General features: G+C 64.4%; 23 protein-coding genes. 9 read left to right on the top strand and 14 right to left on the bottom strand.

From position 1 onward, the window contains the following. Positions 1-5: 5 nt before the first annotated feature. Positions 6-896 carry a DMT family transporter gene (locus NKJ13_RS17190; protein ID WP_502899816.1) on the bottom strand — a complete coding sequence of 297 codons (891 nt, stop codon included), beginning with the start codon at positions 894-896 and terminating at the stop codon, positions 6-8. 208 nt (positions 897-1,104) lie between these two features. On the opposite strand from NKJ13_RS17190, the gene NKJ13_RS17185 reads away from it, so the two are divergent. Then, positions 1,105-2,097, top strand: coding sequence for an adenosine kinase (locus NKJ13_RS17185; protein ID WP_352644526.1), 993 nt, complete (start codon positions 1,105-1,107; stop codon positions 2,095-2,097). Positions 2,098-2,111: 14 nt separating this feature from the next. Here NKJ13_RS17185 and NKJ13_RS17180 read toward each other — a convergent pair whose 3' ends face one another. Then, positions 2,112-4,391 carry an NADP-dependent malic enzyme gene (locus tag NKJ13_RS17180; RefSeq protein WP_352476062.1) on the bottom strand — a complete coding sequence of 760 codons (2,280 nt, stop codon included), beginning with the start codon at positions 4,389-4,391 and terminating at the stop codon, positions 2,112-2,114. Between the two features lie 202 nt (positions 4,392-4,593). Between NKJ13_RS17180 and mutS the strand changes: the two genes are divergently transcribed. Continuing rightward, positions 4,594-7,242 (top strand): DNA mismatch repair protein MutS, encoded by a 2,649-nt coding sequence (gene mutS / locus NKJ13_RS17175; RefSeq protein WP_352777921.1) that lies wholly within the window; start codon positions 4,594-4,596, stop codon positions 7,240-7,242. Between the two features lie 87 nt (positions 7,243-7,329). Here mutS and NKJ13_RS17170 read toward each other — a convergent pair whose 3' ends face one another. The 3 genes from NKJ13_RS17170 to NKJ13_RS17160 form a co-directional block, all read right to left on the bottom strand. Then, entirely contained in the window at positions 7,330-8,175 is an 846-nt protein-coding gene (locus tag NKJ13_RS17170) for an aldo/keto reductase (RefSeq protein ID WP_352739344.1), read from the bottom strand. A gap of 99 nt (positions 8,176-8,274) precedes the next feature. Further along, on the bottom strand, positions 8,275-8,661 hold the full coding sequence (gene copM, locus NKJ13_RS17165) for a CopM family metallochaperone (RefSeq protein ID WP_352455040.1): 387 nt from the start codon (positions 8,659-8,661) through the stop codon (positions 8,275-8,277). Between the two features lie 43 nt (positions 8,662-8,704). After that, positions 8,705-11,209: a heavy metal translocating P-type ATPase gene (locus NKJ13_RS17160; protein ID WP_352739346.1), complete on the bottom strand. Its 2,505-nt coding sequence runs from the start codon at positions 11,207-11,209 to the stop codon at positions 8,705-8,707. A gap of 228 nt (positions 11,210-11,437) precedes the next feature. On the opposite strand from NKJ13_RS17160, the gene NKJ13_RS17155 reads away from it, so the two are divergent. From NKJ13_RS17155 to NKJ13_RS17135, 5 genes are all read left to right on the top strand, one after another. Continuing rightward, a complete protein-coding gene (locus tag NKJ13_RS17155) occupies positions 11,438-14,236 on the top strand; it encodes a [protein-PII] uridylyltransferase (RefSeq protein ID WP_352739348.1) in 2,799 nt (932 codons plus the stop codon). Positions 14,237-14,282: 46 nt separating this feature from the next. Beyond that, the gene (murJ, locus tag NKJ13_RS17150; RefSeq protein WP_352739350.1) at positions 14,283-15,881 is read left to right on the top strand and encodes a murein biosynthesis integral membrane protein MurJ; all 1,599 of its coding nucleotides are present in this window, start codon (positions 14,283-14,285) and stop codon (positions 15,879-15,881) included. A 281-nt stretch (positions 15,882-16,162) separates the two neighbouring features. Beyond that, a complete protein-coding gene (trpS, locus tag NKJ13_RS17145; protein ID WP_352739352.1) occupies positions 16,163-17,239 on the top strand; it encodes a tryptophan--tRNA ligase in 1,077 nt (358 codons plus the stop codon). Between the two features lie 183 nt (positions 17,240-17,422). Continuing rightward, the gene (locus NKJ13_RS17140; RefSeq protein WP_023717912.1) at positions 17,423-17,914 is read left to right on the top strand and encodes a universal stress protein; all 492 of its coding nucleotides are present in this window, start codon (positions 17,423-17,425) and stop codon (positions 17,912-17,914) included. Between the two features lie 278 nt (positions 17,915-18,192). Further along, complete coding sequence (locus tag NKJ13_RS17135) at positions 18,193-18,762, top strand: NifU family protein (RefSeq protein ID WP_023676386.1); 570 nt, start codon at positions 18,193-18,195, stop codon at positions 18,760-18,762. Between the two features lie 156 nt (positions 18,763-18,918). Here the strand turns inward: NKJ13_RS17135 and NKJ13_RS17130 are convergent, their stop codons facing one another. The 4 genes from NKJ13_RS17130 to NKJ13_RS17115 form a co-directional block, all read right to left on the bottom strand. Further along, positions 18,919-19,536: a L,D-transpeptidase gene (locus NKJ13_RS17130; RefSeq protein ID WP_352739354.1), complete on the bottom strand. Its 618-nt coding sequence runs from the start codon at positions 19,534-19,536 to the stop codon at positions 18,919-18,921. Positions 19,537-19,875: 339 nt separating this feature from the next. After that, positions 19,876-20,001 (bottom strand): hypothetical protein, encoded by a 126-nt coding sequence (locus NKJ13_RS17125; RefSeq protein ID WP_023676388.1) that lies wholly within the window; start codon positions 19,999-20,001, stop codon positions 19,876-19,878. Further along, the gene (locus NKJ13_RS17120; RefSeq protein WP_023676389.1) at positions 20,002-20,130 is read right to left on the bottom strand and encodes a hypothetical protein; all 129 of its coding nucleotides are present in this window, start codon (positions 20,128-20,130) and stop codon (positions 20,002-20,004) included. Positions 20,131-20,290: 160 nt separating this feature from the next. Then, positions 20,291-20,617 carry a GYD domain-containing protein gene (locus NKJ13_RS17115; RefSeq protein WP_352739356.1) on the bottom strand — a complete coding sequence of 109 codons (327 nt, stop codon included), beginning with the start codon at positions 20,615-20,617 and terminating at the stop codon, positions 20,291-20,293. A gap of 153 nt (positions 20,618-20,770) precedes the next feature. Between NKJ13_RS17115 and NKJ13_RS17110 the strand changes: the two genes are divergently transcribed. Both NKJ13_RS17110 and NKJ13_RS17105 read left to right on the top strand, forming a co-directional pair. Beyond that, positions 20,771-21,070: a DUF1330 domain-containing protein gene (locus NKJ13_RS17110; RefSeq protein ID WP_352476053.1), complete on the top strand. Its 300-nt coding sequence runs from the start codon at positions 20,771-20,773 to the stop codon at positions 21,068-21,070. A 77-nt stretch (positions 21,071-21,147) separates the two neighbouring features. Beyond that, positions 21,148-21,648, top strand: a complete 501-nt coding sequence (locus NKJ13_RS17105; protein ID WP_352739413.1) for an MmcB family DNA repair protein — start codon at positions 21,148-21,150, stop codon at positions 21,646-21,648. 435 nt (positions 21,649-22,083) lie between these two features. Here NKJ13_RS17105 and NKJ13_RS17100 read toward each other — a convergent pair whose 3' ends face one another. The 5 genes from NKJ13_RS17100 to fdhD form a co-directional block, all read right to left on the bottom strand. Next, complete coding sequence (locus NKJ13_RS17100; RefSeq protein ID WP_352448516.1) at positions 22,084-22,446, bottom strand: nuclear transport factor 2 family protein; 363 nt, start codon at positions 22,444-22,446, stop codon at positions 22,084-22,086. Between the two features lie 85 nt (positions 22,447-22,531). After that, positions 22,532-23,005, bottom strand: coding sequence for a carboxymuconolactone decarboxylase family protein (locus NKJ13_RS17095; RefSeq protein ID WP_352448517.1), 474 nt, complete (start codon positions 23,003-23,005; stop codon positions 22,532-22,534). A gap of 111 nt (positions 23,006-23,116) precedes the next feature. Next, entirely contained in the window at positions 23,117-24,670 is a 1,554-nt protein-coding gene (locus NKJ13_RS17090; RefSeq protein WP_352739357.1) for an alpha/beta fold hydrolase, read from the bottom strand. A 107-nt stretch (positions 24,671-24,777) separates the two neighbouring features. Continuing rightward, positions 24,778-25,086 (bottom strand): formate dehydrogenase subunit delta, encoded by a 309-nt coding sequence (locus tag NKJ13_RS17085; protein WP_352739359.1) that lies wholly within the window; start codon positions 25,084-25,086, stop codon positions 24,778-24,780. Then, positions 25,076-25,903 (bottom strand): formate dehydrogenase accessory sulfurtransferase FdhD, encoded by an 828-nt coding sequence (gene fdhD / locus NKJ13_RS17080; RefSeq protein ID WP_502899815.1) that lies wholly within the window; start codon positions 25,901-25,903, stop codon positions 25,076-25,078. Before fdhD ends, NKJ13_RS17085 begins: the two co-directional genes overlap by 11 nt. Positions 25,904-25,982 lie beyond the last annotated feature (79 nt).

Here is a 25,982-nt window from a genome sequence, read left to right as displayed (position 1 = left end):
GCTTCCTAGCGCGCGACCTTCGCCTGGGGAATGGTCATCGCCGCCACGCCGACGACGACCAGGGCCATTCCCCACCACGCGCTCGGACCAAGGCTTTCGCCAAGGAACACGGCTCCGATAGCAACGCCGATCGGCACCCGCAGATAGGCTTGCGAGGTGGTGCCGACGGAGCCCAGCGTATGGAGGAGGCGGAAATAGATCGAGAAGGCCAGCGCGGTCGAAAACACCGAAAGCCCGAGCAGCGCAAGGACCGAAGTTGTCGATGGCGCCAGGGTCCATGGCCGGTCGAACGCAAGGCTCAACGGGATCAGCATCGCGGCGCCGCAGAGCATGGAACCGGCGGCCGGCACCATCGGGTCGAGCCCCCTGAAGCCGCGGCCGAAAACGGCGGCGCCGGCGTAGCAGATCGTCGCTGCGACCACGGCAAGTTGCGGCAATAATTGCTGTCCGAGGCCGCCTAGCGCCGGGGCGCCGACAACGAGGCATATTCCGGCGATTCCCGCCGCGACACCGAACAGCTTGCGCATGGTCGCCGGTTCATGGCGGGTGATGAGGGCGGTCAGCAAGAAGGTGAAGATCGGCGAGGTCGCATTCAGGATCGTGGCCAGCCCGGCATCCAGCGAGCGCTCGGCCCAAGCGATCAGCGTGAACGGCACGACGCTGTTCAGGCATGCCTGGAATGCAAACCGGCGCCAGCTTGCGGCATCACCCGGCAAGGCCAGCCCGCGCCAGCGGATCAGGGCGAACAGGATGCCACCCGCGACCAGGGTTCGCGCGGCGATCAGCGTTACCGGCGGGATCGTCGCGACGCCGATCTTGATGAAGCTGTAGGATGCGCCCCACAGCAGCGCCAATACGACGAGCAGCAGCAGTTCGATCCTCGTGTCGGTTTTCATGGACATGGCCGGCTGGAACCTCTGGGCATCGCTCATCTCAGCGATGCTTGTAAGCCAGGCACGCGGGAAATGCTTCGGCCGCCATCCAACGATGGTCGCTATGCTGACATTCGTCGGATCGCCGCTAGGCAAAGCCGCATCAAACCGCTAGACCCGCCCGCGCCCGGCGTGGCAGAAAGCCGGTGGCTTTTGTCGGAGACATGAATTGATGCCGGACTATGACGTGCTTTGTATCGGAAATGCCATCGTCGACATCATCGCCCAGTGCGACGAGGCGTTCCTGGAGACCAACGGCATCATCAAGGGCGCGATGAATTTGATCGACACAAGGCGCGCCGAACTGCTCTACAGCCGCATGGGCCCGGCCATCGAAGCCTCGGGCGGCAGCGCCGGCAACACGGCGGCGGGCATTGCCTCCTTCGGCGGCCGCGCCGCCTTCTTCGGCAAGGTCTCCAACGACGCGCTCGGCGAAATCTACGCGCATGACATCCATGCCCAGGGCGTCGCCTTCGACACAAAGCCGCTCAACGGCGAACCGCCGACGGCGCGCTCGATGATCTTCGTCACGCCGGACGGCGAGCGCTCGATGAACACCTATCTCGGCGCTTGCGTCGAGCTCGGCCCGGAGGACGTCGAGGCCGACAAGGCGTCGGGCGCCGCCGTCACCTATTTCGAGGGCTATCTGTGGGACCCGCCGCGCGCCAAGGAAGCGATCCGGCAGACGGCGAAACTCGCCCACGCCGCCGGGCGCGAAGTGTCGATGACCCTGTCGGACTCGTTCTGCGTCGACCGCTACCGCGACGAGTTCCTCGATCTGATGCGCTCCGGCACCGTCGACATCGTCTTTGCCAACAGCCACGAGATCAAGTCGCTCTACCAGACATCGTCCTTCGACGAGGCGCTGGCGCAGATCCGCAAGGACTGCAAGATCGCCGCCGTCACCCGCTCGGAAAAGGGCTCGGTGATCGTGCGCGGCGACGAGACCGTCACCATCGAGGCGACCAGGATCCGCGAGCTGGTCGACACCACCGGCGCCGGCGACCTCTACGCCGCCGGCTTCCTCTACGGCTATACGCAAGGCCGCAGCCTCAAGGATTGCGGCGATCTCGGCTCGCTGGCCGCCGGACTGGTCATCCAGCAGATCGGCCCAAGGCCAAGGCAGAATTTGCGCCGAGAGGCCGAGCAGGCGGGGTTGTTGTAGCCGCTACGCGCTCCTCAAGCTCCCGCGCTATACGCCGCGATCGCCGCCATATTGACGATGTCTGAGTCCTTGGCATTGAGCGAGACGATCTGAACCGGCTTGTTCAGGCCGACCAGCAGCGGGCCGATGACGGTCGAGCCGCCGAGCTCCTGCAGCATCTTGGTCGAGATCGAGGCCGAGTGGAAAGCCGGCATGATCAGCACATTGGCCGGACCGGTGAGGCGGATGAACGGATATTGCGCCATGGCGCGGGCGTTGAGCGCCACGTCGGCGGCCATTTCGCCGTCATACTCGAAATCGACGCGGCGCTTGTCGAGGATGCGCACCGCTTCCTGGACGCGCTCGGAGCGCTCGCCCTGCGGATGGCCGAAGGTCGAATAAGCGAGCATGGCGAGCCTCGGCTCGTAGCCCATGCGGCGGGCAAAGCCGGCGGCCTCCTCGGCGATGTCGGCGATCTGTTCAGCATTCGGCATGTCGTGCACGGCGGTGTCGGCAACGAGGACGGTGCGGCCCCGCGCCAGCACGATCGACACGCCGATAACGCAGTGCCCGGGCCTTGCGTCGATGACGCGGCGGATGTCATCGAGGGCCGTCGAATAGTTGCGGGTGACGCCGGTGACGATGCCGTCGGCATCGCCCAGCGCCACCATGCAGGCGGCGAAATGGTTGCGGTCGTTGTTGATCAGCCGCTGGCAGTCGCGGAACAGGAAGCCTTTGCGCTGCATGCGCTCGTAGAGATAGTCGGCGTAGACCGAGTTGCGCCGCGACAGCCGCGCATTGATGATCTCGATGCCTTGCTTGCCGAGGTCGATGCCGGCGTTGCGCGCGTTTTCCTTGATGATGTCGTCGCGGCCGAGCAGGATGGCGGTGCCGAGCCGCTGGTTCACATAGGAGACGGCGGCGCGCATCACCTGCTCCTCCTCGCCCTCGGCAAAGACGATGCGCTTGGGCTGGCGGCGCACCCGGTCGTAGATGCGCTGCAGCGTCGATGCGATCGGGTCGCGGCGGGCGGAAAGCTCCTGCGCGTAGCGGTCCAGATCGAGGATCGGCTTGCGGGCGACGCCGGAGTCCATCGCCGCCTTGGCGACCGCGATCGGGATCGCCGAGATCAGGCGCGGATCGAACGGCACCGGGATGATGTAGTTTGGACCAAATTTCGGCCGCATGCCCTGATAGGCGGCGGCGACGTCGTCGGGCACGTCCTGGCGCGCCAGTTCGGCGAGCGCTTTGGCCGCGGCGATCTTCATGTCGTCGTTGATGGTGGTTGCCCGCACATCGAGCGCGCCGCGGAAGATGTAGGGGAAGCCAAGCACGTTGTTGACCTGGTTGGGATAGTCGGACCGCCCCGTCGCCATGATGGCGTCGGTGCGGATCTCGGCGACCTCCTCCGGCGTGATCTCGGGGTCGGGATTGGCCATGGCGAAGATGATCGGGTTCTTGGCCATCGACTGCACCATCCTGGTGGTCAGCGTGCCCTTGGCCGAGAGGCCGAGGAACACGTCGGCGCCGTCCAGCGCTTCGGCCAGCGAGCGCGCACCGGTTTTCACGGCGTGCGCCGATTTCCACTGGTTCATGCCTTCGGTGCGACCCTGGAAGACCACGCCCTTGGTGTCGCATAGGATGATATTTTCTGGCGCAAAGCCCATCGCCTTCATCAGTTCGATGCAGGCGATGCCGGCAGCGCCGGCGCCGTTGCAGACCATTTTCGTGGTCTTCATGTCGCGGCCGGTGATTTCCAGCGCATTGATCAGGCCGGCGGCCGAAATGATGGCGGTGCCGTGCTGGTCGTCATGGAAGACCGGTATGTCCATCAGCTCGCGCAGCCGCTGCTCGATGATGAAACACTCCGGCGCTTTGATGTCCTCGAGGTTGATGCCGCCGAAGGAGGGGCCGAGAAAACGCACGCAGTTGATGAATTCGTCGGCATCCTCGGTGTCGACCTCGAGATCGATGGAATCGACGTCGGCGAAGCGCTTGAACAGCACCGCCTTGCCTTCCATCACTGGCTTCGAAGCAAGCGCGCCGAGATTGCCGAGGCCAAGGATGGCGGTACCGTTGGAGATGACGGCGACCATGTTGCCGCGAACCGTATAGTCGAAGGCGCGGCTCGGATCCTCGGCGATGGCGAGAACCGGCACGGCAACGCCCGGCGAATAGGCGAGGCTGAGATCGCGCTGCGTCGCCATCGGTTTTGTTGCGACGATCTCCAGCTTGCCCGGACGTCCCATGGCATGGAATTCCAATGCCTCCTGGGCGCTGACGGAGGGCCCGTTGCTTTCGGATTTCTTGGCCATAATGCTTTCGGTTCCTCGCCCGTACGGCACCGCTTGAGATGGGTGCGCATGCTTTCTTTTGTGGAAGGTTCGGGATTAAGGCTACACTTCGCCGCTGTAAACCGCCAAGCATGGCCTGGAAAATTTTGGAAGCAGCTTCTTGAACGACGAGACGCCCATTCGAAGCGACAATGCCACGCCGGCCTTCGCGCCGGCGACGCCGATGATGGAGCAGTATATCGAGATCAAGGCGGCGAACCCGGATTCGCTGCTGTTCTACCGCATGGGCGATTTCTACGAGCTGTTCTTCGACGACGCCGAGAAAGCAAGCCGGGCGCTCGGCATCGTGCTGACCAAGCGCGGCAAGCACCAGGGGCTCGACATCCCGATGTGCGGCGTGCCGGTGCATGCCGCCGACGATTATCTGCAGAAGCTGATCGGCCAGGGGTTCCGCGTCGCCGTCTGCGAGCAGATCGAGGATCCGGCGGAGGCCAGGAAGCGCGGCGGCAAATCGGTGGTGCGCCGCGACGTGGTGCGGCTGGTAACGCCCGGCACCATCACCGAAGACAAATTGCTGGCGCCGTCGGAATCGAGTTTTCTGATGGCGCTGGGACGGGTCAAGGGCGGGGCCGAGCATTCCTTTGCCTTGGCCTGGATCGAGATCTCGACCGGTGTCTTCCGCGTCGCCGAGACCACCGCCGACCGGCTGCTCGCCGATGTCTTCCGCGTCGACCCGCGCGAGCTGATCGTCGCCGAGCCGGTGTTTTACGACCCGGAGCTGAAACCGGTCTTCGACGTGCTCGGCCGTGTCGCCAGCCCGCAGCCGCCGTCGTTGTTCGATTCGGCTTCGGCCGCCGGCCGCATCGCTCGCTTCTTCGAGGTGGCGACCCCTGACAGTTTCGGCTCGTTTTCGCGCGCCGAGCTGTCGGCGATCTCAGGCGTCATCGCCTATGTCGAAAAGACGCAGAAAGCCGAGCGGCCGCCGCTGTCGCGGCCGGAGCGCGAGGAGCAGGGCTCGACGCTGTTCATCGACCCGGCGACGCGCGCCAACCTGGAACTGCTGCGCACGCTGTCCGGCAGCCGCGACGGATCGCTGTTCAAGGCGATCGACCGCACGGTGACCGGCGGCGGGGCAAGGCTGCTCGCCGACCGGCTGATGGCGCCGCTGACCGATCCGGCGGCAATCGCTGCAAGGCTGGACTCGGTGTCGTTCTTCCGCTCCGAGACGCGCCTTTGCCAGGCGGTGCGGGCAAGCCTGAAAAGCGTTGGCGACATGCCGCGCGCGCTGTCCAGGCTGGCGCTCAACCGCGGCGGCCCGCGCGACCTCGGCGCGCTGCGCGCCGGTTTCGAAGCGGCCGGCGCCATCGCCGAACTGTTCGGCCAAATCGCCTTGCCGGGCGAACTGGCCGCGGCATTGGGAGCTATTAAGGCGCTGCCCAATGAACTGGCGGCGCATCTGGCGCAGGCGCTGAGCGACGAGCTGCCGTTGCTCAAGCGCGACGGCGGCTTCGTCCGCGGCGGCTACCACGCCGAACTCGACGAGATGCGGGCGTTGCGCGACGAGTCGCGGAAAGTGATCGCCGGGCTGGAGCGCTCGCTGATCGACGAGACCGGCATCCGCTCGCTGAAGATCAGGCACAACAATGTGCTGGGCTATTATATCGAAGTCACCGCCAATCATCATGCGCTGATGACCGGCAGCGACGGCGCCAGGGCGCGCTTCATCCATCGCCAGACCATGGCCAACGCCATGCGCTTCACCACCACCGAACTCGCCGAGCTGGAAACCAAGATCGCCAATGCGGCCGACCGGGCGCTGGCGATCGAGCTTGCCGCTTTCGAGGCGCTGACGGCGCAAGTGGTCGGCCACGCCGACAGGATCCGTGCCGGCGCCGAAGCGCTCGCCGTGCTCGACGTTTCGGCCGCACTTGCCTTGCTTTCCGAGAGCGAGGCCTGGTGCCGGCCGTTGGTCGATGCGAGCCTTGCCTTCGAGATTTCGGGCGGACGCCACCCGGTGGTCGAACAGGCGCTGCGGCGTTCCGACGAAGGCACGTTCGTCGCCAATGATTGCGATCTGTCGCCGCAAGGCGATGCCAAGACCGGCGCGATCTGGCTGCTGACCGGCCCCAATATGGGCGGCAAGTCGACCTTCCTCAGGCAAAACGCGCTGATCGCCATCCTTGCCCAGACCGGTTCCTTCGTGCCCGCGGCATCAGCCCATATCGGCGTCGTCGATCGGTTGTTTTCGCGGGTCGGCGCCTCCGATGACCTGGCGCGCGGCCGCTCGACTTTCATGGTCGAGATGGTCGAGACGGCGGCGATCCTCAACCAGGCAGGCGAGCGCGCACTGGTCATCCTCGACGAGATCGGCCGCGGCACCGCCACTTTCGACGGCCTGTCGATTGCCTGGGCGGCGGTCGAATATCTGCACGAGAAGAACCGCTGCCGGGCGATCTTCGCCACGCATTTCCACGAAATGACGGCGCTGGCCGGGAAACTTACACGGCTCCACAACGTCACCATGCGGGTCAAGGAATGGGAAGGCGACGTGGTCTTCCTGCACGAGGTCGGCAAGGGTGCGGCCGACCGTTCCTACGGCGTCCAGGTGGCGCGGCTGGCCGGCCTGCCGGAAGCCGTCGTCGGCCGGGCCAAGGAAGTGCTGCACCAGCTCGAAGCGGGCGAGGTCTCGGGCAAGGCCAACCGTCTGGTCGACGACCTGCCGCTGTTTTCTGTGGCGGCGCAGCGGGAAGCGTCGAAGCCGGCGAAGAGTGATGGGCTGGGTTTGGCGCTAGCGGAGATCAATCCCGACGAGATGACGCCAAGGGAGGCGCTGGAGGCGCTGTACAGATTGAAGGGGATGCTGGCGAAGTAGGGCTTCTGCAATCGGAGCGGCGTCGCCGAAACCGCAATCTCCCGCACGAGGGACCCACGGGGGGGGGGGAGATTGGCAGCTTCACCCTCAAATCATCGCCAAGCCCGACTTCCGCCTCGGCGGTGGGAAGGTGCGGTCAATTTCGGCGAAATCTTCGCTTGTGAGCTCGATGTCCAATGCCGCGACATTCTGCCGGATATGCTCCGCGCGGCTAGCTTTGGGAATCGCGATCACGCCCTCCTGCGCCATCACCCATGCAAGTGCGATCTGCGCCGGCGTCGCACCGTGGCGGGCGGCGATGGCATCTAACCTGGCGTTGCGCGCCAATATCCCCTGATCGACCGGCGAATAGGCCATCAGCGGCATACCGCGTTGCCGGCTCCACGGGGCGAGGTCGAACTCGACGCCGCGCTGCGACAGATTGTAGAGCACCTGGTTGGTCTGGACATTGCCGCCGGCCGGCAACCGAACCAGCTCTTCCATCTCATCGGTATCGAAATTGCTGACGCCCCAATGGCGGATCTTGCCGGCCGCCTTCAACGCTTCGAACGCCTCTACCGTTTCCATCAAAGGAACGCTGCCCGGCCAATGCAGGAGATAGAGATCGATGCGGTCGGTGGCGAGATGCCTCAGGCTGTTCTCGCAGGCCCGTTTCACGCCGGCGCGCGAGGCATTGGACGGCAGCACTTTGGAGACCAGGAAAACCTCGTCGCGGTGCCCGGCGATGGCCTCCGCCACCACCTGCTCGGCACCGCCGCTGGCATACATTTCGGCGGTGTCGATCAGCGTCATGCCGAGATCCAGCCCTAGCTTCAGGGCATTGGCCTCGTCTGCGCGGCGGCGGGTATCCTCGCCCATCTTCCAGGTGCCCTGGCCGAGCACCGGCACGGCTTCGCCGCAGGGCAGGGTGGTCGTTCTTATCGTCGATGCCATGGCATGCTCCAGTCCGAGGCCCGGATAGCACCATAGCCGCCTAGGGAAATCCAGGTGTAGCAGAAATCCAGGTGAAGCCTCTCGCCGACAGCGTGACGCCTACTTCACCGGATGGGCGGCGAGCCAGTCTTGCATCTGCTTGATCTCGGCTTGCTGCGCGGCGATCACTGCTTCCGCCAGCTTGCGGATTTCCGGATCCTTGCCATTGGCGAGCTCGATCTTGGCCATATCGATGGCCGCCTGGTGATGCGGGATCATGCCGCGGGCGAAATCGACATCGGCATTGCCGGAATATTCGATTGCCATCATGTCGGTATGCATCTTGTCCATCGCCGCCTTGTAGCCCTCGGTCGAGGGGCTCTGCGCGCCCATTGCGCCCATGTCGTGCTTCATCTCCTCGGCTTGTGCCGGAACGCTTTCGAGGAAAACAGCAAGCAGCATTCCCGCCGCCATCATCAGCAGCACGATCTTCTTGGCCAAGGTCATTCATCGTCTCCTTTTTTGAACAGGGTCTATCTGGAAGTTTTACTCAGAGTTTCAACGTCCTGAGCCGCAATGCGTTGGCGATGACCGAAACCGAAGACAGGCTCATCGCCGCCGCCGCGAGCATCGGCGACAACAGCGTGCCGGTGAGCGGATAGAGCACGCCGGCAGCGACCGGCACGCCAAGCACATTGTAGAGGAAAGCGAAAAACAGGTTCTGGCGGATGTTGCGGATCGTCGCGCGGGCCAGCGTCCTGGCCCTGACGATGCCGTTGAGATCGCCCTTGACCAGCGTTATCCCCGCACTTTCGACCGCAACATCGGCGCCTGTGCCCATCGCGATGCCGACATCGGCGGCGGCAAGTGCGGGCGCATCATTGACGCCATCGCCGGCCATGGCGATGCCCGCACCGCCGGCACGCAATTCCTCGACCAGCGCGTTCTTCTGTTCGGGCAAAAGCCCGGCACGCACCGCGTCGATGCCGAGCTTGGCTGCGATGGCCTTGGCGGTGCGCTCATTGTCGCCGGTCGCCATGACGATCTTCAGCCCACTGTCATGCAGCGCCCTGATCGCCTCGGCGGTCGTCGCCTTGATCGGGTCGGCGACGGCAACGAGGCCGGCGAGCTTGCCTGCGACAGCGACGAACATCGCGGTCTTGCCATCGGCCTGCAGCGCCTCGGCACTGGCCAGGACCGATGCCGTGTCGATGCAGAGATCGGCCATCATCGCGGCATTGCCGAGCGCCACTTTCTGTCCCGAGACCGTGCCGGAAACGCCCTTGCCGGTGACGGCCTCGAAGCCGCTCGCGTCGGGGACCTTCACGTCGCGTTCGTGGGCGCCGTCGACGATAGCCTCGGCCAGCGGATGCTCCGAGCCTTTTTCCAGCCCGGCGGCGAGCGCCAGCAGATCGTCTTGTGCCATGCCTTCGACGGCGACGACGTCGGTCAGTCGCGGCCGGCCTTCCGTCAGCGTTCCCGTCTTGTCGACGATCAGCGTGTCGACCGAGGCAAAACGTTCGAGCGCCGCCGCTTCCTTGATCAGCACGCCGGCATGCGCGCCGCGTCCGGTGGCGGTCATGATCGACATGGGCGTGGCAAGGCCGAGCGCACACGGACAGGCAATGATCAGCACCGAGACCGCCGCGACGATGGCAAAGACCAGGCTGGGTTGCGGTCCGATGATCGCCCAGGCGACGAACGCAATGATCGCAACCAGCACGACAGCCGGGACGAAGTAGAACGAGACGCGGTCGGCCAGCCCCTGGATCGGTGCGCGTGAACGCTGCGCCTTGGCGACCAGCTCGACGATGCGTGCCAGCGTCGTCTCGGCGCCGATCTTTTCGGCGCGCATGACCAGGGAGCCGTTCTTGTTGAGCGTGCCGCCGGTGAGGTTGTCGCCTTCGGTCTTTTCGACCGGCAGCGGCTCGCCCGTGATCATCGATTCGTCGATGGAGGAGCGTCCTTCGAGCACAATGCCGTCGACCGGCACGGCATCGCCGGGGCGGATGCGCAAGCGGTCGCCGGCCTTGATCGTATCGAGCGGCACGTCGTTTTCGGAACCGTCCGCGCCGATCAGCCGCGCCGTCTTCGGCGCCAGGTCGAGCAGCGCACGGATCGCCGACCCGGTTTTCTCGCGGGCACGCAATTCCAGCACCTGGCCGAGGAATACCAGCGCGACGATCACCGCCGCCGCCTCGAAATAGACCGGCACGGTGCCGTCATGGCCGCGGAACTGGTGCGGAAAGAGGCCCGGAAACAGGGTGGCGACGACGCTGTAGAGATAGGCGGCACCGACGCCGAGCGAAATCAGCGTCCACATATTGGGGCTGCGGTTCAGGATCGAATCCCAGCCGCGGTGGAAGAACGGGAATGCCGCCCACAGCACCACGGGACTGGCCAGCGCCAGTTCCAGCCAGACCTTCGCACCGTCGTCGATGAAAGCCTGGAACGTCAGGCCGAGCATCGGTGCCATGGCGATGACCAGCAACGGCACGGACAGCACTGCGCTCACCCAGAAACGCCTGGTGAAGTCGACCAGTTCGGGGTTCGGTCCCTCGTCGCCGGTCGGCACGCCCATCGGCTCCAGCGCCATGCCGCAGATCGGGCAGGAGCCGGGCTTGTCGCGGATGATTTCCGGGTGCATCGGGCAGGTGTATTGCGTACCTTTCGGCATCGCCTGCGGCGCCGGCCTGTCGCCGAGATACTTTGCCGGCTCGGCCTCGAACTTCGCCTGGCAAGCGGCGGAGCAGAAATAGAAACCCTGGCCCGCGTGCCGCAAAAAGTACCTGGCCGTGGCGCGGTCGACGCTCATGCCGCAGACGGGATCGGTGGCCGTCAGGTATTTTTCCGGCTCGGCGATGAATTTCGAGCGGCAGCTTTCGCTGCAGAAATGATAGCGATGGCCGCCATGCTCGGCGGTCGGCTTGCCGGCAGCCGGATCGACGGTCATGCCGCAGACCGGATCGCGGACGACGGCGTCCGCAGCAGAGGTGGCGCCTTTTGCCGAGCAACAGCTGCCATGGGCGTGATGATGGTGGTCGGAATGCGTCATGCCGAAAGCCCCTGTATTTCGATGTTGCGGCGGAGGTAGTGCTTCCAGTAACTGGAAGGTCAAGGGCCGATTTTCGATTTTTCGCAGCCAATCCCAAACCGAACCGGCTGCGGGCACGAGACGATCGTCCAGTTCCACCGCTGCGGAGAACGCGTCCGTCAGCCCCATACCCAGCGCCGCGAAAACGCGCTATAGACGCCGCCGAAACGGCGAGGCCGAACGGCATCTATGGCAAGAATATCACTGAAGCTCGAGGAATTGGTCGACGGCGAGGCCTTGCGTCGCGAGATGACCGAAGTGACCGCGGCCATGGCAGGCGACGGTTCGGGCAAGGCCGCGCGCAGCGGTGTTCTCAAGCTCCTCAAAAGCCAACTCGCCGACGGCCGCACGGTCGCCGAACGCATGCTGATGGACGACGGCAGCGGCACCGCCTGCGCCGCCCGGCTGTCGCATCTGATGGACGAGATCATCCGCGCGCTCTACGATTTCGCCGGCACCCACGTCTATCGCGTGAAAAACCCGTCATCCGCCGAGCGCATGGCGGTCGTCGCCGTCGGCGGCTACGGCCGCGGCACGCTGGCGCCGGGCTCCGACATCGATCTCCTGTTCCTGCTGCCCTACAAGCAGACGCCGTGGGGCGAGCAGATTGTCGAATACATGCTCTACATGCTGTGGGATCTGGGGCTGAAGGTCGGCCACGCCACGCGCAACATCGACGAATGCCTCAGGCTGTCGCGCACCGACGTCACCATCCGCACCTCGATCCTGGAAGCGCGTTTCCTATGGGGCGAGCAAAAACTCTATGACGAGCTTTTGCAGCGCTTCGACCACGAAGTGGTGCGCACCACCGGCCCCGAATATGTCCAGGCCAAGCTCGCCGAACGCGACGAGCGCCACGCCAAGGCCGGCGAGAGCCGCTATCTGGTCGAACCGAATGTCAAGGACGGCAAGGGCGGCCTGCGCGACCTGCAGACGCTGTTCTGGATCGGCAAATATTTCTACCGGGTGCGCACCGGCGAGGAACTGGTCGACAAGGGTGTCTTCACCGACGCCGAATACAGGGAATTCCAGAAGGCCGAGGACTTCCTGTGGGCGGTGCGCTGCCACATGCATTTCCTCACCGGCAAGGCCGAGGAGCGGCTGCATTTCGACATCCAGCGCGACATTGCCGAGCGGCTCGGCTACACCACCCATCCCGGCCTGTCGGCGGTCGAGCGCTTCATGAAGCACTACTTCCTCGTCGCCAAGGACGTCGGTGACCTGACCCGCATTTTCTGCGCCGCGCTCGAGGAGGAGCAGGCCAAGCATGTGCCGGGCTTCAACCGCATTTTCCTCACCTTCTCGCGGCGCAAACGCAAGCTCGCCGGCACGGCCGATTTCATCGTCGACAACCACCGCATCAACATTGCCGACGACGAGGTGTTCGAGCGCGATCCGGTCAACCTGCTCAGGCTGTTCTGGTTTGCCGACAGGCACGGCTTGGAATTCCACCCTGATGCGCTGAAGCTTCTCACGCGTTCGCTCGGCCTCGTCGGCAAGGCGCTCAGGCGCGACGAGGAGGCCAACCGGCTGTTCCTCGACATCTTGACCTCGGACCGCAATGCCGAGCTCAATTTGCGGCGCATGAACGAGGCCGGACTGCTTGCCAAGCTGATCCCGGACTTCGGCAAGATCGTCGCCATGATGCAGTTCTCGATGTACCACCACTACACGGTGGACGAGCATTTGATCCGCTGCATCGGCGTGCTGGCCGAGATCGAACGCGGCGACGGCGAAAAGGTCCATCCGCTCTCCCACTCGCTGATGCCGGGGCTGAAGAAGAGCCGCGAGGCGCTCTATGTCGCCGTGCTGCTGCACGACATCGCCAAAGGCAGGCCGGAGGACCATTCGCAAGCCGGCGCCAGGATCGCCCGGCGCATCTGCCCGCATATGGGGCTCTCGCCGGCCGACACCGAAACGGTTGCCTGGCTGGTCGAGAACCACCTCGTCATGTCGATGACGGCGCAGACCCGCGATCTCAACGACCGCAAGACGATCGAGGACTTTGCCGCCACCGTGCAGTCGGTCGAACGGCTGAAGATGCTTTTGGTGCTCACCGTCTGCGATATCCGTGGCGTCGGGCCTGGTGTCTGGAACGGCTGGAAGGGCCAGTTGCTGCGCACGCTCTACTACGAGACCGAGCTTTTGTTGACCGGCGGGTTTTCGGAGGTGTCGCGCGCCAAACGGACGGCGGCGGCGCGCGAAGAACTGGCCGAGGCGCTTGCCGACTGGCCGGAAAAGGCCCGCAAGCGTTATGTCGGCCAGCACTACGAGAACTATCTGCTGGCGGTCGATCTTCCCGACCAGCTCCGCCATGCCGAATTCATCCGCGAAGCCGACCATGCCGGCAAGAAGCTCGCCACCATGGTGAAAACCCACCAGTTCGAGGCGGTGACCGAGATCACCGTGCTGGCGCAGGACCATCCGCGCCTGCTCTCGGTGATTGCCGGCGCCTGTGCCGCGGCCGGCGGCAACATCGTCGACGCGCAGATCTTCACCACCTCGGATGGCCGCGCGCTCGACACCATCCTGATCTCGAGGGAGTTCGACCGCGACGAGGACGAGCGCCGCCGCGCCGAGCGCGTCGGCCGGCTGATCGAGGACGTGCTGTCGGGCAAGAGCTGGCTGCCTGAAATGATCGAGAAGCGCACCAAGCCGCGGCGCGGCGCCAAGGTTTTCCGCATCCCGCCACGCGCCGAGATCCGCAACACGCTGTCGAACCGGTTCTCGGTGATCGAGGTCGAGGGGCTGGATAGGCCGGGCCTTCTGTCGGAGATCACCGGCATGTTGTCGGACCTGTCGCTCGACATCGCCTCGGCCCACATCACCACCTTCGGCGAAAAGGTCATCGACACGTTCTACGTCACCGATCTCACCGGCCAGAAGATCGACAGCCCGTCGCGTACGGCGACCATCCGCAACAGGCTGATCGCGGTGCTCGAGGGCACGGCGTCCGAGCGCGGCAAGACCAAAACGGCCGCCGAGTGACTGTTACCTTCCATTTGCCCCAATCCCACAGGCAGTCTTCAAGCGCATGAGCCTTGTCAAGAAATTCGCCACGGTCGCTTCCGGCACGCTGATGAGCCGCGCCCTCGGCTTCGGCCGCGAGATGCTGATGGCCGCCGCACTCGGCACCGGGCCGATCGCCGACGCCTTCAACGCCGCCTTCCAGTTCCCCAACACCTTTCGCCGGCTGTTCGCCGAAGGCGCCTTCAACGCCGCCTTCGTGCCGCTGTTCGCCAAGGAGATCGAGACGCACGGCACCGACGGCGCCAAGCGCTTTTCCGAAGAGGTGTTCGGCGTCTTGTTCACCGCGCTTCTGGCGCTGACCATCGCCATGGAACTGGCGATGCCGCTGATCGTGCGCTACCTGGTGGCGCCGGGCTTTGCCGACACGCCGGGAAAATTCGAAACGACGGTGGCACTGGCGACCGTGATGTTCCCCTACCTGATCTGCATGTCGCTCGGCGCCATGATGGCCGGCATGCTGAATTCGCTGCGCCGCTATTTCGCCGCCGCGGTGGCGCCGGTGTTCCTCAACGTCATCCTCATCGCCGTGCTCGCCTATGCCTGGTACAAGGGTTCGGACGCCCGCACCGTTGGTTTCGGCCTGGCCTGGGGTGTGCTGGCGGCCGGCCTGGTGCAACTGGCGATCGTCTGGGCGGCGGTGCGCCATGCCGGCATCTCGATCGGCTTCCGCCGGCCGAAGATGACGCCGAACGTCAAGCGGCTGCTGATCCTGGCGCTGCCGGCGGCTATCACCGGCGGCATCACCCAGATCAATCAGCTGATCGGCACGGCGATCGCGTCGGCGCAGGACAGCGCGGTGTCGTCGCTGGCCTATGCCGACCGCGTTTACCAGCTGCCGTTGGGCGTCGTCGGCGTCGCCGTCGCCATCGTGCTTCTGCCGGAACTGTCGCGGGCGCTGAAATCGGGCAATCTGGTCGAGGCCGCCAATCTGCAGAACCGCTCGGTCGAGTTCACTCTGTTCATGACGTTGCCGGCGGCGGCCGCGCTGCTGGTCATGTCCGAGCCGATCGTGCGGCTGGTCTATGAGCGCGGCGCCTTCGCCGCCAACAATTCGACGCCGACGGTCGCGGCAATCCTGGCGATCTTCGGCCTCGGCCTGCCGGCCTTCGTGCTGATCAAGGCGTTCACCCCAGGCTATTTCGCCCGCGAGGACACGCGCACGCCGATGATTTTTGCCGCCATCTCGGTGGCGGTTAACATTACGACGGCGCTGACGCTGTTTCCGATCATGGGCGCGCCCGGCATTGCCGTTGCCTCCGCCGTCGCCGGCTGGGTCAATGCGGCGATGCTGCTCGCCGTGCTGATCCGGCGCGGCCATTGGGGCCGCGACGTGCCGCTCATGAAACGCATCCCGCGGCTGGTGCTGTCGGCGGCGGTGATGGCCGCGGCGCTCTATTTTGCCGAACACTGGTTCGCCGCAAGTCTCGGCTCCGGCTCGCCGCTGGTGATCAAGGCGGTAACCTTGCTTGCGCTCGTCGCCGGCGGCGCGCTGCTTTACTTCGTCACCGCCTTCGCCACCGGCGGCGCCGATTTCGGCATGATCCGCCGCAATATCGGGCGGAAGGCGTCCCAGCCGGTCAAGGAGCACTCTCCGGATCCGTGAGGGGGAAAATTCATCAGCGCCAATTTTGTTCTTGCTTTGTGCCGGCAGCTATGCTACTAATCTCGGTATGGTGCTAATTGGCTCCAACGACCCGCCCACCGAGGCGGGTTTTTATTTCTGGTCGGCGCCATCCCTCAAACAGCCGTCTGTTCGGCCGACGTCAAAGCCTGCGCGCCCTGGCCAACGCCCCTCTTGATCGTCTCCTCGCTCTCGTCCATAAGCGCGCCGTCGCAAGACTTTCGCCGCGCGCGAAACGGCCCTCCACAAGCCAGGGAAACACCATGACCGATCAGCCCGCCTTCAAACAGCTCGTCTTTTCCGGCGTCCAGCCAACCGGCAATCTGCATCTCGGCAATTATCTCGGCGCCATCAAGAAATTCGTCGCCCTGCAGGACACCTCCGATTGCATCTACTGCGTCGTCGACCTGCATTCGCTGACCGCACAGCTCGTCCATCAGGATCTGCAGGACCAGACGCGGTCGATCACCGCGGCGTTTCTCGCCTCCGGCATCGAACCGACCAAGCACATCGTCTTCAACCAGTCGCGGGTGATGCAGCACGCCGAGCTTGCCTGGATCTTCAACTGCGTGGCGCGCATCGGCTGGATGAACAGGATGACGCAGTTCAAGGACAAGGCCGGCAAGGACCGCGAGAACGCCTCGCTCGGCCTGCTCGCCTATCCCTCCCTGATGGCCGCCGACATCCTCGTCTACCGCGCCACCCACGTGCCGGTCGGCGACGACCAGAAGCAGCATCTGGAGCTGACCCGCGACATCGCGCAGAAATTCAACAACGACTTTTCGGACCGCATCGCAGCGCTTGGCGTCGGCGTCGAGATGCAGGTCGGCGAAGAGACGGTGAACGGCTATTTCCCGCTGACCGAGCCGGTCATCGGCGGCCCGGCGGCGCGCATCATGTCGCTGCGCGACGGTTCGAAGAAGATGTCGAAATCCGATCCGTCGGACCTGTCGCGCATCAACCTGACTGACGATGCCGACGCCATCTCGAAGAAGATCCGCAAGGCCAAGACCGACCCGGAGGCTTTGCCCGGCGAACTGGACGGCCTTGCCGGCCGGCCGGAAGCGGAGAACCTCGTCGGCATCTATGCCGGCCTCGCCGAAATATCGAAAGAGGCGGTGCTGCAAGAGTTCGGCGGCCAGCAGTTTTCGGTGTTCAAGCCGGCGCTTGCCGATCTCGCCGTGGAAAAGCTGGCGCCGATCGCCGGTGAGATGCGCCGCATCTCCGGCGACCGCGCCTATGTCGACGCGGTGCTGCGGGATGGCGGCGAGCGTGCCGGCACATTGGCCGAAGCGACCATGAAGACCGTGCGCGACATTATCGGCCTGCTGCAAGGCTGATGCATGTCGCGCAAAGTGTGTAGCGGTTTGCGATAACGACATGCATAAAACAAGAACCTGAAGCGCGTCGCTGGTCGAACGCGACGCGCTTCAAGCCGCACCAATATCGCCACCGCCGCCTGTCGCTTGCGGGCGGGCTGTGGCGGTGGCAGATTGCGACCGAAACCATCGAACAGGGTGAATATGGTCTCCAAACGCCTCAGCCGCGAAGCCGGTCATCGCCGTAAGTTCCTGGCGATCATCGACGACACGCCGGAATGCGAGCGCGCCGTCGCCTATGCCTCGAAGCGGGCGCAAAGCACAGGCGGCGTGCTGGTGCTGCTCTATGTCATCGAGCCGGATGATTTCCAGCACTGGCTGGGCGTCGAGAAGATCATGCGCGAGGAGGCGACCGCCACGGCGCGTGCCGCACTCGACAGCTATGCCAACAAGGTGCGCCAGAAGCTCGGCATCGAGCCGGAACTGGTGGTGCGCGAAGGCAAGCCGACCGAAGAGATTCACAAGCTGATCGAGGAAGACCAGGACATCGCCATCCTGGTGCTGGCGGCAGGCGCCGGCAAGGAGGGGCCGGGGCCGCTGGTCGGCGCGGTCGCCGGCAAGGGCGCCGCCTTTCCGATTCCCGTCACGGTGGTGCCGCAGAACCTGTCGGACGAAGAGATCGACAGCCTCGCCTGAGATGCGCTGATATTCAGGTGAGGCCGGCCTGCAATTGGCGGCTTCCTGCGCTTCCGGTGCTCACGTACCAAAAGTACGCTCCGCTCCGGTTCTCGGAACCCACCATTTTCGGCTCGGCCTGACCTGAATCTCAACACATCTCCAAGCGTTTCAGGGCGCTAGCAAAACATTCCGCCAGCCAGCCGTTCCCCGCGATGCCTTTCGCTTGAATGTCGGGCGGATAAAGCCTAATTAGAACTATTCCAAACTAGTTGCCCGAAATGGGCACGGAGACGGCCATGTTCATCCAGACCGAGTCGACGCCAAACCCGGCGACGCTGAAATTCCTGCCCGGCAAGGAAGTGCTGCAAGAAGGCACCGCCGATTTCCGCGATGCCGATAGCGCCGCGACGGCTTCGCCGCTCGCCGGCCGGCTGTTCGAAATCCCCGGCGTCACCGGCGTCTTCTTCGGCTATGATTTCATCACCGTGACCAAGGACGGCCCCGACTGGCAGCATCTGAAGCCGGCTATCCTCGGCGCCATCATGGAGCATTTCATGTCCGGCGCCCCGGTGATGGCCAAGGCCGGCCCCGCCGCCGAGACCAGCCAGACCGGCGAATTCTACGACAAGGCCGACGAGGAGTTGGTCGTCACCATCAAGGAGCTGCTCGACACGCGGGTGCGCCCAGCGGTGGCCCAGGATGGCGGCGACATCACCTTCCGCGGCTTTGAGAACGGCACCGTGTTCCTGCACATGAAGGGCGCCTGCGCCGGCTGTCCGTCGTCGACGGCGACGCTGAAGCACGGCATCCAGAACCTGCTCCGGCACTTTGTGCCGGAAGTGCAGCACGTCGAACAGGTCTCCTGACGCACCGTTCCATCGTCAACGTCGATAGACAACAAAAAACCGGGCCAAAGTGCCCGGTTTTCTGTTTGCGACGTCTGTGTTGTTGCCTAGACGGTCCGCGTATAAAGCTCTTCTTGTCTGACCATGGTCTTGTCCGGAATCCCACTGATCATGGTCTTACAGAACGATGACCTTGGCGCCGACCGAGGTGCGGTCGTAGAGGTCGATAATGTCCTGGTTCATTAGCCGGATGCAGCCCGACGACATCGCCTTGCCGATCGAATTCCATTCCGGGCTGCCATGCAGGCGGTAGCCCATGTCGCCGCCTTTGTTGAACAGGTACATGGCGCGCGCGCCGAGCGGGTTCTTCAACCCCGGCTCCATGCCGCCGGCAAACTTGGCCAGCTCCGGCTGGCGCTTGATCATCTGCGAAGGCGGTGTCCAGGTCGGCCATTCGCGCTTTAGCGCAATACGGGCGGTGCCGTGCCATTCGAAACCCTCACGGCCGACGCCGATGCCGTAGCGCATCGCTTCGCCGTCGCCCATGACGAAAAAGAGGAACTTGTTCTGCGTATCGACGATGATGGTGCCCGGCTTTTCCCTGGTGTCGTAGTCGACGATCTGCCGGCGGTATTTGAACGGCACCTTTTCGATCGGAACGCGCGGCAGGTGATAGCCGGCGTCGGTCACCGCGCCGTAGTTGTTGGTGAAGATCTGCGAGCCGATGGTGCTGCAACCGGCGACAGCCGTCGACAGCGCCAGGGCCGCGACGATTGCAAGTGACTTCATGCGCATGAAAAGGTCCGATGCCTGCCCAAACAACAGCGGCTCGAGTCGGCCGCTTTTTTCATCTTCATTCATGCTGGCATTTGCTTTGCTTGCCAAGCGGGCGATGCCTATATCCTTGGACTTGCGTGCTGGTAAACCTGCGACTATGGTATTTCGGCAACAGCCCCCGCAGGATTATGTTGCAAAATCAATGGGCCAAGAACAAGAACCAGGAGACGAGGACATCACCCATGAATGTCGGTGACGCTGCCCGGCGCTCTGGCCTGCGGCCAAGACCATCCGTTGCTACGAGGAGATCGGCCTGAGACGCGGCCGCCGCAGGGGAAAGTCCAGACGGGCCGGGTTTTAATAAAGGACGCCGCGAAGCACGGTCCAGGCCAGAAGCCCGAACGTGCCGATCACCACCAATGCACCAAGGACCGTGCCGATCGTTTCAGGCAGTCCATCGGGGCGACCAGGACCGTCGGCCATTCAACTATCGATCATGACGTAGGCCGCACCAAACACGGCAACGATAATTGCCCCAAGCACCGCCCATCCTCTGATAGCCGGGCGGATTTCCTCCGGCGTCGCCGATTTCCGGTCGTCATCTTCCGTCATCTAATGTTCCTCGTAAAACACCGTAGCCGACATTGAAAGCGCTAGCTGCCGGCGCTGCCAAGAGCCGCAGTGGACTCTTTTGCGCAAAAGTTTAGGAACGTGCGCCGTTCGCGAGCAAGCGTTACCTAGCCTTCCACACTCCGCAAAGCGCGGGCGGCGGTCACGATCCCGGTGGGCGATAGCGGATCGACTTGGCTTTCCCAAGCGCCTCCATCGTCTCTTCGACACTTAACAGCACGGTGGTCTGGTACGAGCTGAGTGCGCCTCCCGCACCGATGGCCAGCATGACGGATGCCATCGACACGTTGTCCGGCGCCTCCCACAGGTTCCAGCCATCGTACTCTCCGAAGGCATACCAGAACCCGTGCAGCTTTCCGCCGACCGACTCGATGTAGGACCGGGCAGCCTCGCGTCTATCCTCGGGATTATCCATCAAGCGCGCCCAGGTTTCGGGCCTGTAGCTGAATCGCGTGAGATACATCGGCATGGTTCGTCTCCTCCCAGAGCTGCCCCCACGAAGACAGTTAAGCGCCCCAATTCGGGAGAACGCGAGTCGTTTCCGAGGCGTAGTACCGCTGGCTTAGTTGCAGGGCCGCTAATGGACCTGTTTCAATTGCCTTTCCCAAGGGGAGTAAGGTCAATGGCCGCATATCTCATTGCTGATGTAGATATAACCGACGCCGCCGTTTTCGAGGAATACCGCCGGGATGTGCCGGCAACCGAAGCCCGCTATGGGGGGAGGTACATCGCTCGCGGCGGAGCCACCAAAGTTCTGGAAGGCGATTGGGAACCTCATCGCCTCGTCATTGTCGAATTCCCGGACATGGCTTCCCTCCTGGCATGGTACGACTCTCCAGAATACGGCCGCCTCAAAGCCATCCGCGAACGCTGCGCAAAGACGAGAATTATTGCTCTGGAGGGCTTGATGCCGGTTAGTTAAGGCCGGGCTGGCCAGTCGGATAAATCACCCTGAAAAACCGGGTTCAAACCGTGAACAAAATCTGGCATGGTGTCGCCATGCCGATCATCTCACCTCTACCCCTCAATCCGCTCATCGACGGCCGCCAGTCGGAGCGCGCCATGCTGGTCAGGCGTGGCGTGCAGCGGCTGCTCAGGCAGATGGGCGCGCATGTCTTGCCCGAACTGTCGCTGGCCACCGGCCGGCGCGCCGATCTCGTGGCGCTGACCCGCCAGGGCGACATCTGGATCATCGAGATCAAATCCTCGATCGAGGATTTCAGGGTCGACCGCAAATGGCCGGACTACCGGCTGCATTCCGACCGCTTCTTCTTCGCCACCCATCCCGGCGTACCCCAGGAGATCTTTCCGGAGGAGTGCGGCTTCATTCTCTCCGACGGCTACGGTGCCGAGATTTTGCGCGATGCGCCCGAGCACCGCATGGCAGCTGTGACGCGCAAGGCGCTGATGCTGCGGATCGCACGCGCCGGTGCGTCGCGGCTGCTCGCCGCCGAGCTTGCCGGCGTGTCGGTGCCGGCACTGGACGGCGAGAGCGAGTAGGGGGTGCGCTCGTCGTGATTTCAGACGTCGCGCTGCCCCTCATCCGGCCGCTGCGCGGGTGAGGGGGCATCTTCCCAAATGCGATAGCCGTGCGGAAGCGAGGATGAGAACCGCTATTCCACGATGCGGTAGATGTTCCATAGGCTGGTGCCCGACACGACATAGGGCTCCATCTCCTTGCCCCATTTGGCGTGCGCGGCGATCTTGCCGATCCTGGCGAAGAACGCCTCCAACTGGCGAGGCTTTCGACCTGGTATGTGACCCGACCGTCGCTTCCCGCGCGCCGGTCGATCCGGTCATGATCTGGAAGTTGAGGTCGTCGAGACCGACCTGCGAGCCGATCTCGCGTTCTCATTCTTTAACAGTTCGAGCACGGTCTGCTTGTGGCCGAACTTGGCGTCGATCTGCCATCTGGCACTGAACATCGCCGCTTCCTTATTCGTCCCAGGCCTGCACGACGGTCTGCCGCGCGATCTGGCCGTTCTTCAGCTCCAGCATTGCCGCGCAGAATACCTTGGTCCCGTCCGGATAGGAGCAGGCCTGGGTGAAGGCGAGGTTGTTGCCGTCGGCGATGGTGGTGTCGACCTTGTGGGTCATCGCCCGGCTGCAGATGTCGTCCCAGAATGTAGTGATCGCAGCGCGCCCGCGGATTTCGCGCGGCTTGCTCGGCGGGTTGTTGCGGTCGATCACCCGCACCAATGCGTCGTCGGCATAGAAGCTCGCCAGCAATTTTCCATCACGGCCCTCAATCGCCTTCTTGATCGCAGCGCCGTCTATCGTCTGTGTCTTGGTCAGCATTTTTTCCTCCATAGGCCCGTTTTCTCGGATCGGGTGGTTGCTTGATCAGGCACTGCCCGGCGCTCGCCGCCGGGCAGTGGCTTCTTCACTGCGACTTCGCCTTGACGGCCGCGAACACCTCGTCGGACTGCTTCTTGAAGGTGGCGAGATCGACCTGGCTGCCGTTGAGCATCGTCGACCAGTGGCGCACGATCGCCGCCATCGCCACCGCCTCCTTGATCTCCTCGTCGCTGGCGCCATTGAGCTTGGCCGCCTGCGTGTGGAAATAGATGCAGTACTGGCAGGGGATCTGCGAGGCGACGGCGAGGCCCATCAATTCCTTGGTCTTGCCGTCGAGCGCGGTGTTCGGGTTGAGCTGCACGCCCTTGATCTCGGCCCAGGCGCCGGCAACGGCGACGTCCGGCAGCGTCTTGAACATGTCCGGTACCGAGCCGAGCGTTGCCTGGATGTCCTTGTAGGCAGCCGTCGCCGAGGCGTCTTCGGCCTTGGCAGGAACGATCGCCAACAGCGCGCCAACGCCTGCCGCCAGCACCAGTGATTTGAGTGTCGACTTCAGCATTTTATTCCTCCCTTCGCAGCGCCTTTCCCGGCGACATCCGCCTGGCCTGCATGGGACGAAGTGATAGCGCTTACGCATGCCCGGCCGCTTCGCCCGAAAGCGCCATGGCTCCTATGGCCCGTGCGGGCCAGCGTGCCGAGCCGAGAACGCCGCCGCCGCCGCCCGCGACGGCAGGTCCAGCTTGAGCAGAATATTGGCGACGTGGCGCTTGACGGTGTGTTCGCTCAGCTCGAGTTCGGCGGCGATCGCGGCATTGCTCTTGCCATCGGCGATGAGGTTCACCACCTCGCTTTCGCGCGCCGTCAGTGCGGCCGGCTCGGCAGCCTTGGCCTTCGGCCGGCAGGCCGGCTCCAGATGCTGTTCCGAGGTCGCCTGCACCAGCGCCAGCGGCTCATCCAGCTCGTCAAGCGCGATGCGCCCGGCGTCATTGAAATGAAGGCCTGAACCGGCGGCGAGGTCGGCGACCAGCCGCGAAGCGAGGATGTCGCCGCGCCCGGCATGCGCGGCAAGCTGCATCGTCACGCGCGCCGTCAACCCCGTCGGCGGCCCACGCAACTCGACCTCGCCGACATGCACGCCTTGCGCGCTGGCGACGCCGATCTCCTGCGCCGCATCGCGCAGCGCCGCCGCGCAGCGTACGGCCCGCGCCGGGCCGTCGAAGCGCGCCATCATCAGCTCGCTATGTGTGCCGGCCGGGCGGCCGCCATGGCGCCCGACCAGCAGCCGCCATGTTTCCTGGAAACGCTGGCTGCGCTCCCTCCACATGCGGTCGCCAAGCCGCGCCGTGTCGTAGATCCGGGTGACCAGCAGTGCAGCCAGCACGCGCTCGGCCTCGGCAACGGCGCGCGCTCCGGTCAGGAATTCCTCGATCAGATCGGCCACCCGGTCGATATCGCCGGTCCAGATCGGGTGGTCGCGCCCGGCCACCTCGACCAGCCGCGAATTCGGGATCTTCCTTGCCAGGAAGCGGCTGGCCTCCGGGTCGACGCGCGCATCGTTGCGGCGATGCATGAGCAGCGTCGGTGCGCTGATCGCCGCCAGCACGCCGCGCACGTCGATAGCCGCATTCATGCGGGCCAGGGCGATTGCCGCGGTCGGGCTCGCCGACAGCCGCTCGAAGCGCGCCCACCATGTGGCGAAACGCGGATCGTCGACGCGGCCGGGCGCGAAATGCGGCAGGGTGGCGCCGGTGCCCCATGCGGTCTCCGCCGTCGCGATGAACGCCTCCAGGCGTTCCGGCGGCATCACCCATTTGTGGAAATGCGCATAGCCGCCATAAAGCGCCAGCGCCCGCGTCCGCTCCGGGTAGGTGGCGGCGAACAGCATTGCCATCTGCGCGCCTTCCGAAGCGCCGAGCAAGGCGGCGCGGCCGCTGCCGGTCGCATCCATCACCGCGCGTACATCGTCCATGCGGGTTTCGAGGCTGGGCAGGTGGTGGACATCGACGCGGTCGGACAGACCGGTGCCGCGCTTGTCGAACAGGATCAGCCGTGAGAACGCGGAAAGCCGCTTCAACAGCCGGGTGTAGCCCTCGTCTTCCCAGTGCAGGTCGAGATTGGAAATGAAACCCGGCACGAAGACGAGATCGAGCGATCCCTGACCGACCACCTGATAGGCGATCCGCACGTCGCCACTGAGCGCGTATCGAGTTTCGATCGGCCTCACGAGGTTTGTCCGCCCGACCCGACGACTTCTTATCGCCGGATCATAGCAGAGGCGCGCAGCTTGCGGCAGATGAAACTTTAGAGGGCGTGAATGTGGGCCCGCGGCGCCTACTTCTGTGGCGCGGCGGTCGTCTCGGTGTTCGCTCCGCCAGCGCTGAAACCTGCGCCCTCCGGCGCGCCCGGCCGCTTGATCCTGGGCGCGGCCGCGACGACAAGCTCGTTGAACCCCTCGCCGCCGCTGTCCAGCATCTCGAACAATTGCCGGCGCATCCTCGGCTCCCAGAACTTGTTGATGTGCTCGGCGACGCCGGCAATGCCTTGCTCGCGCGGCTTTGAGTGGAAAAAAGCGGCGATCTGGTTGGCCATGCGAACCAGCTTTTCGCTGGTGCTCATGAGGTGGCCCTCGTCATGCGACATGCTTGGCAACTCCGGAAACCACTCGGTCAGGATGGGTGAAAATATCGAAATCGTCGCCGCGCACCAGCGCCACCAGCGTCATGCCGGAATCGTCCGCGGTGCGGATGGCAAGTGCCGTCGGCGCCGAGACGGCAATGATGACGGCCGAGCCGATTGCCGCGGTCTTCTGCACCATCTCGACCGAAACGCGCGACGTGACGACGACGGCCCCCGACCTGCCGTCGATACCGGCTTTGGCCAGCGCGCCAGCCAGCTTGTCCAGCGCGTTGTGGCGGCCGACATCCTCACGCGCCATGACGATGCCCTTGCCGGGGAGGTAAAAACCGGCGGCGTGGACGGCACCGGTCTCGGCGTGCAGCGGCTGCAGCTTCGACAAAAGCTTGACCGAGCGGACGATGTCATCGGCCTGAAGTGTAAGTTGCGACGCACCGACCGGGTTTACCGAGCGCATCGCCTCCTCGATCGATTCGATGCCGCACAACCCGCAGCCGACCGGGCCGGCCAGCCGTCTGCGACGCGCTTCGAAGCGGGTGTTGGCGCTGTCCTTCAGCCGGATCTGGATATCGATGCCGGCACCGTGATCCTCGACCTCGATCGCTTCGATTTCGTCCGGCGAGGCAATGATGCCTTCGGTCAGCGAGAAGCCGAGCGCGAAATCCTCGAAATCAGCCGGGCTTGCCATCATCACCGCATGCGTGGTGCCGGCAAAGGAGAACGCCACCGGCGTCTCTTCCGGCACCATGCGGTTGGCGGCCGCAGTGCCGCCGGCGCGGCGCGCGAGGCGGCTGATCTGTGTGACAGCACGACGTTTGGGCATCACGCGGCACCCCCCTCTGGCCTGCCCTCTTTGTCATCATTTGGCATCTCCCCCTCAAGGGGGGAGATCGGCAGTTCAG

It is taken from the genome of Mesorhizobium sp. M0174, from assembly GCF_040322275.1.
In the GTDB taxonomy this organism is placed as follows: Bacteria; Pseudomonadota; Alphaproteobacteria; order Rhizobiales; family Rhizobiaceae; genus Mesorhizobium.
This window is presented reverse-complemented; position numbering and strand designations above follow the sequence as displayed.

Excerpts from the sequence above, each read along its gene's own strand:
- NKJ13_RS17190 (WP_502899816.1), bottom strand. The coding sequence starts at position 896 with ATGAAAACCGACACGAGGATCGAACTGCTGCTGCTCGTCGTATTGGCG.
- NKJ13_RS17185 (WP_352644526.1), top strand. The coding sequence starts at position 1,105 with ATGCCGGACTATGACGTGCTTTGTATCGGAAATGCCATCGTCGACATC.
- NKJ13_RS17180 (WP_352476062.1), bottom strand. The coding sequence starts at position 4,391 with ATGGCCAAGAAATCCGAAAGCAACGGGCCCTCCGTCAGCGCCCAGGAG.
- mutS (WP_352777921.1), top strand. The coding sequence starts at position 4,594 with ATGATGGAGCAGTATATCGAGATCAAGGCGGCGAACCCGGATTCGCTG.
- NKJ13_RS17170 (WP_352739344.1), bottom strand. The coding sequence starts at position 8,175 with ATGGCATCGACGATAAGAACGACCACCCTGCCCTGCGGCGAAGCCGTG.
- copM (WP_352455040.1), bottom strand. The coding sequence starts at position 8,661 with ATGACCTTGGCCAAGAAGATCGTGCTGCTGATGATGGCGGCGGGAATG.
- NKJ13_RS17160 (WP_352739346.1), bottom strand. The coding sequence starts at position 11,209 with ATGACGCATTCCGACCACCATCATCACGCCCATGGCAGCTGTTGCTCG.
- NKJ13_RS17155 (WP_352739348.1), top strand. The coding sequence starts at position 11,438 with ATGGCAAGAATATCACTGAAGCTCGAGGAATTGGTCGACGGCGAGGCC.
- murJ (WP_352739350.1), top strand. The coding sequence starts at position 14,283 with ATGAGCCTTGTCAAGAAATTCGCCACGGTCGCTTCCGGCACGCTGATG.
- trpS (WP_352739352.1), top strand. The coding sequence starts at position 16,163 with ATGACCGATCAGCCCGCCTTCAAACAGCTCGTCTTTTCCGGCGTCCAG.
- NKJ13_RS17140 (WP_023717912.1), top strand. The coding sequence starts at position 17,423 with ATGGTCTCCAAACGCCTCAGCCGCGAAGCCGGTCATCGCCGTAAGTTC.
- NKJ13_RS17135 (WP_023676386.1), top strand. The coding sequence starts at position 18,193 with ATGTTCATCCAGACCGAGTCGACGCCAAACCCGGCGACGCTGAAATTC.
- NKJ13_RS17130 (WP_352739354.1), bottom strand. The coding sequence starts at position 19,536 with ATGCGCATGAAGTCACTTGCAATCGTCGCGGCCCTGGCGCTGTCGACG.
- NKJ13_RS17125 (WP_023676388.1), bottom strand. The coding sequence starts at position 20,001 with ATGGCCGACGGTCCTGGTCGCCCCGATGGACTGCCTGAAACGATCGGC.
- NKJ13_RS17120 (WP_023676389.1), bottom strand. The coding sequence starts at position 20,130 with ATGACGGAAGATGACGACCGGAAATCGGCGACGCCGGAGGAAATCCGC.
- NKJ13_RS17115 (WP_352739356.1), bottom strand. The coding sequence starts at position 20,617 with ATGCCGATGTATCTCACGCGATTCAGCTACAGGCCCGAAACCTGGGCG.
- NKJ13_RS17110 (WP_352476053.1), top strand. The coding sequence starts at position 20,771 with ATGGCCGCATATCTCATTGCTGATGTAGATATAACCGACGCCGCCGTT.
- NKJ13_RS17105 (WP_352739413.1), top strand. The coding sequence starts at position 21,148 with ATGCCGATCATCTCACCTCTACCCCTCAATCCGCTCATCGACGGCCGC.
- NKJ13_RS17100 (WP_352448516.1), bottom strand. The coding sequence starts at position 22,446 with ATGCTGACCAAGACACAGACGATAGACGGCGCTGCGATCAAGAAGGCG.
- NKJ13_RS17095 (WP_352448517.1), bottom strand. The coding sequence starts at position 23,005 with ATGCTGAAGTCGACACTCAAATCACTGGTGCTGGCGGCAGGCGTTGGC.
- NKJ13_RS17085 (WP_352739359.1), bottom strand. The coding sequence starts at position 25,086 with ATGTCGCATGACGAGGGCCACCTCATGAGCACCAGCGAAAAGCTGGTT.
- fdhD (WP_502899815.1), bottom strand. The coding sequence starts at position 25,903 with ATGCCCAAACGTCGTGCTGTCACACAGATCAGCCGCCTCGCGCGCCGC.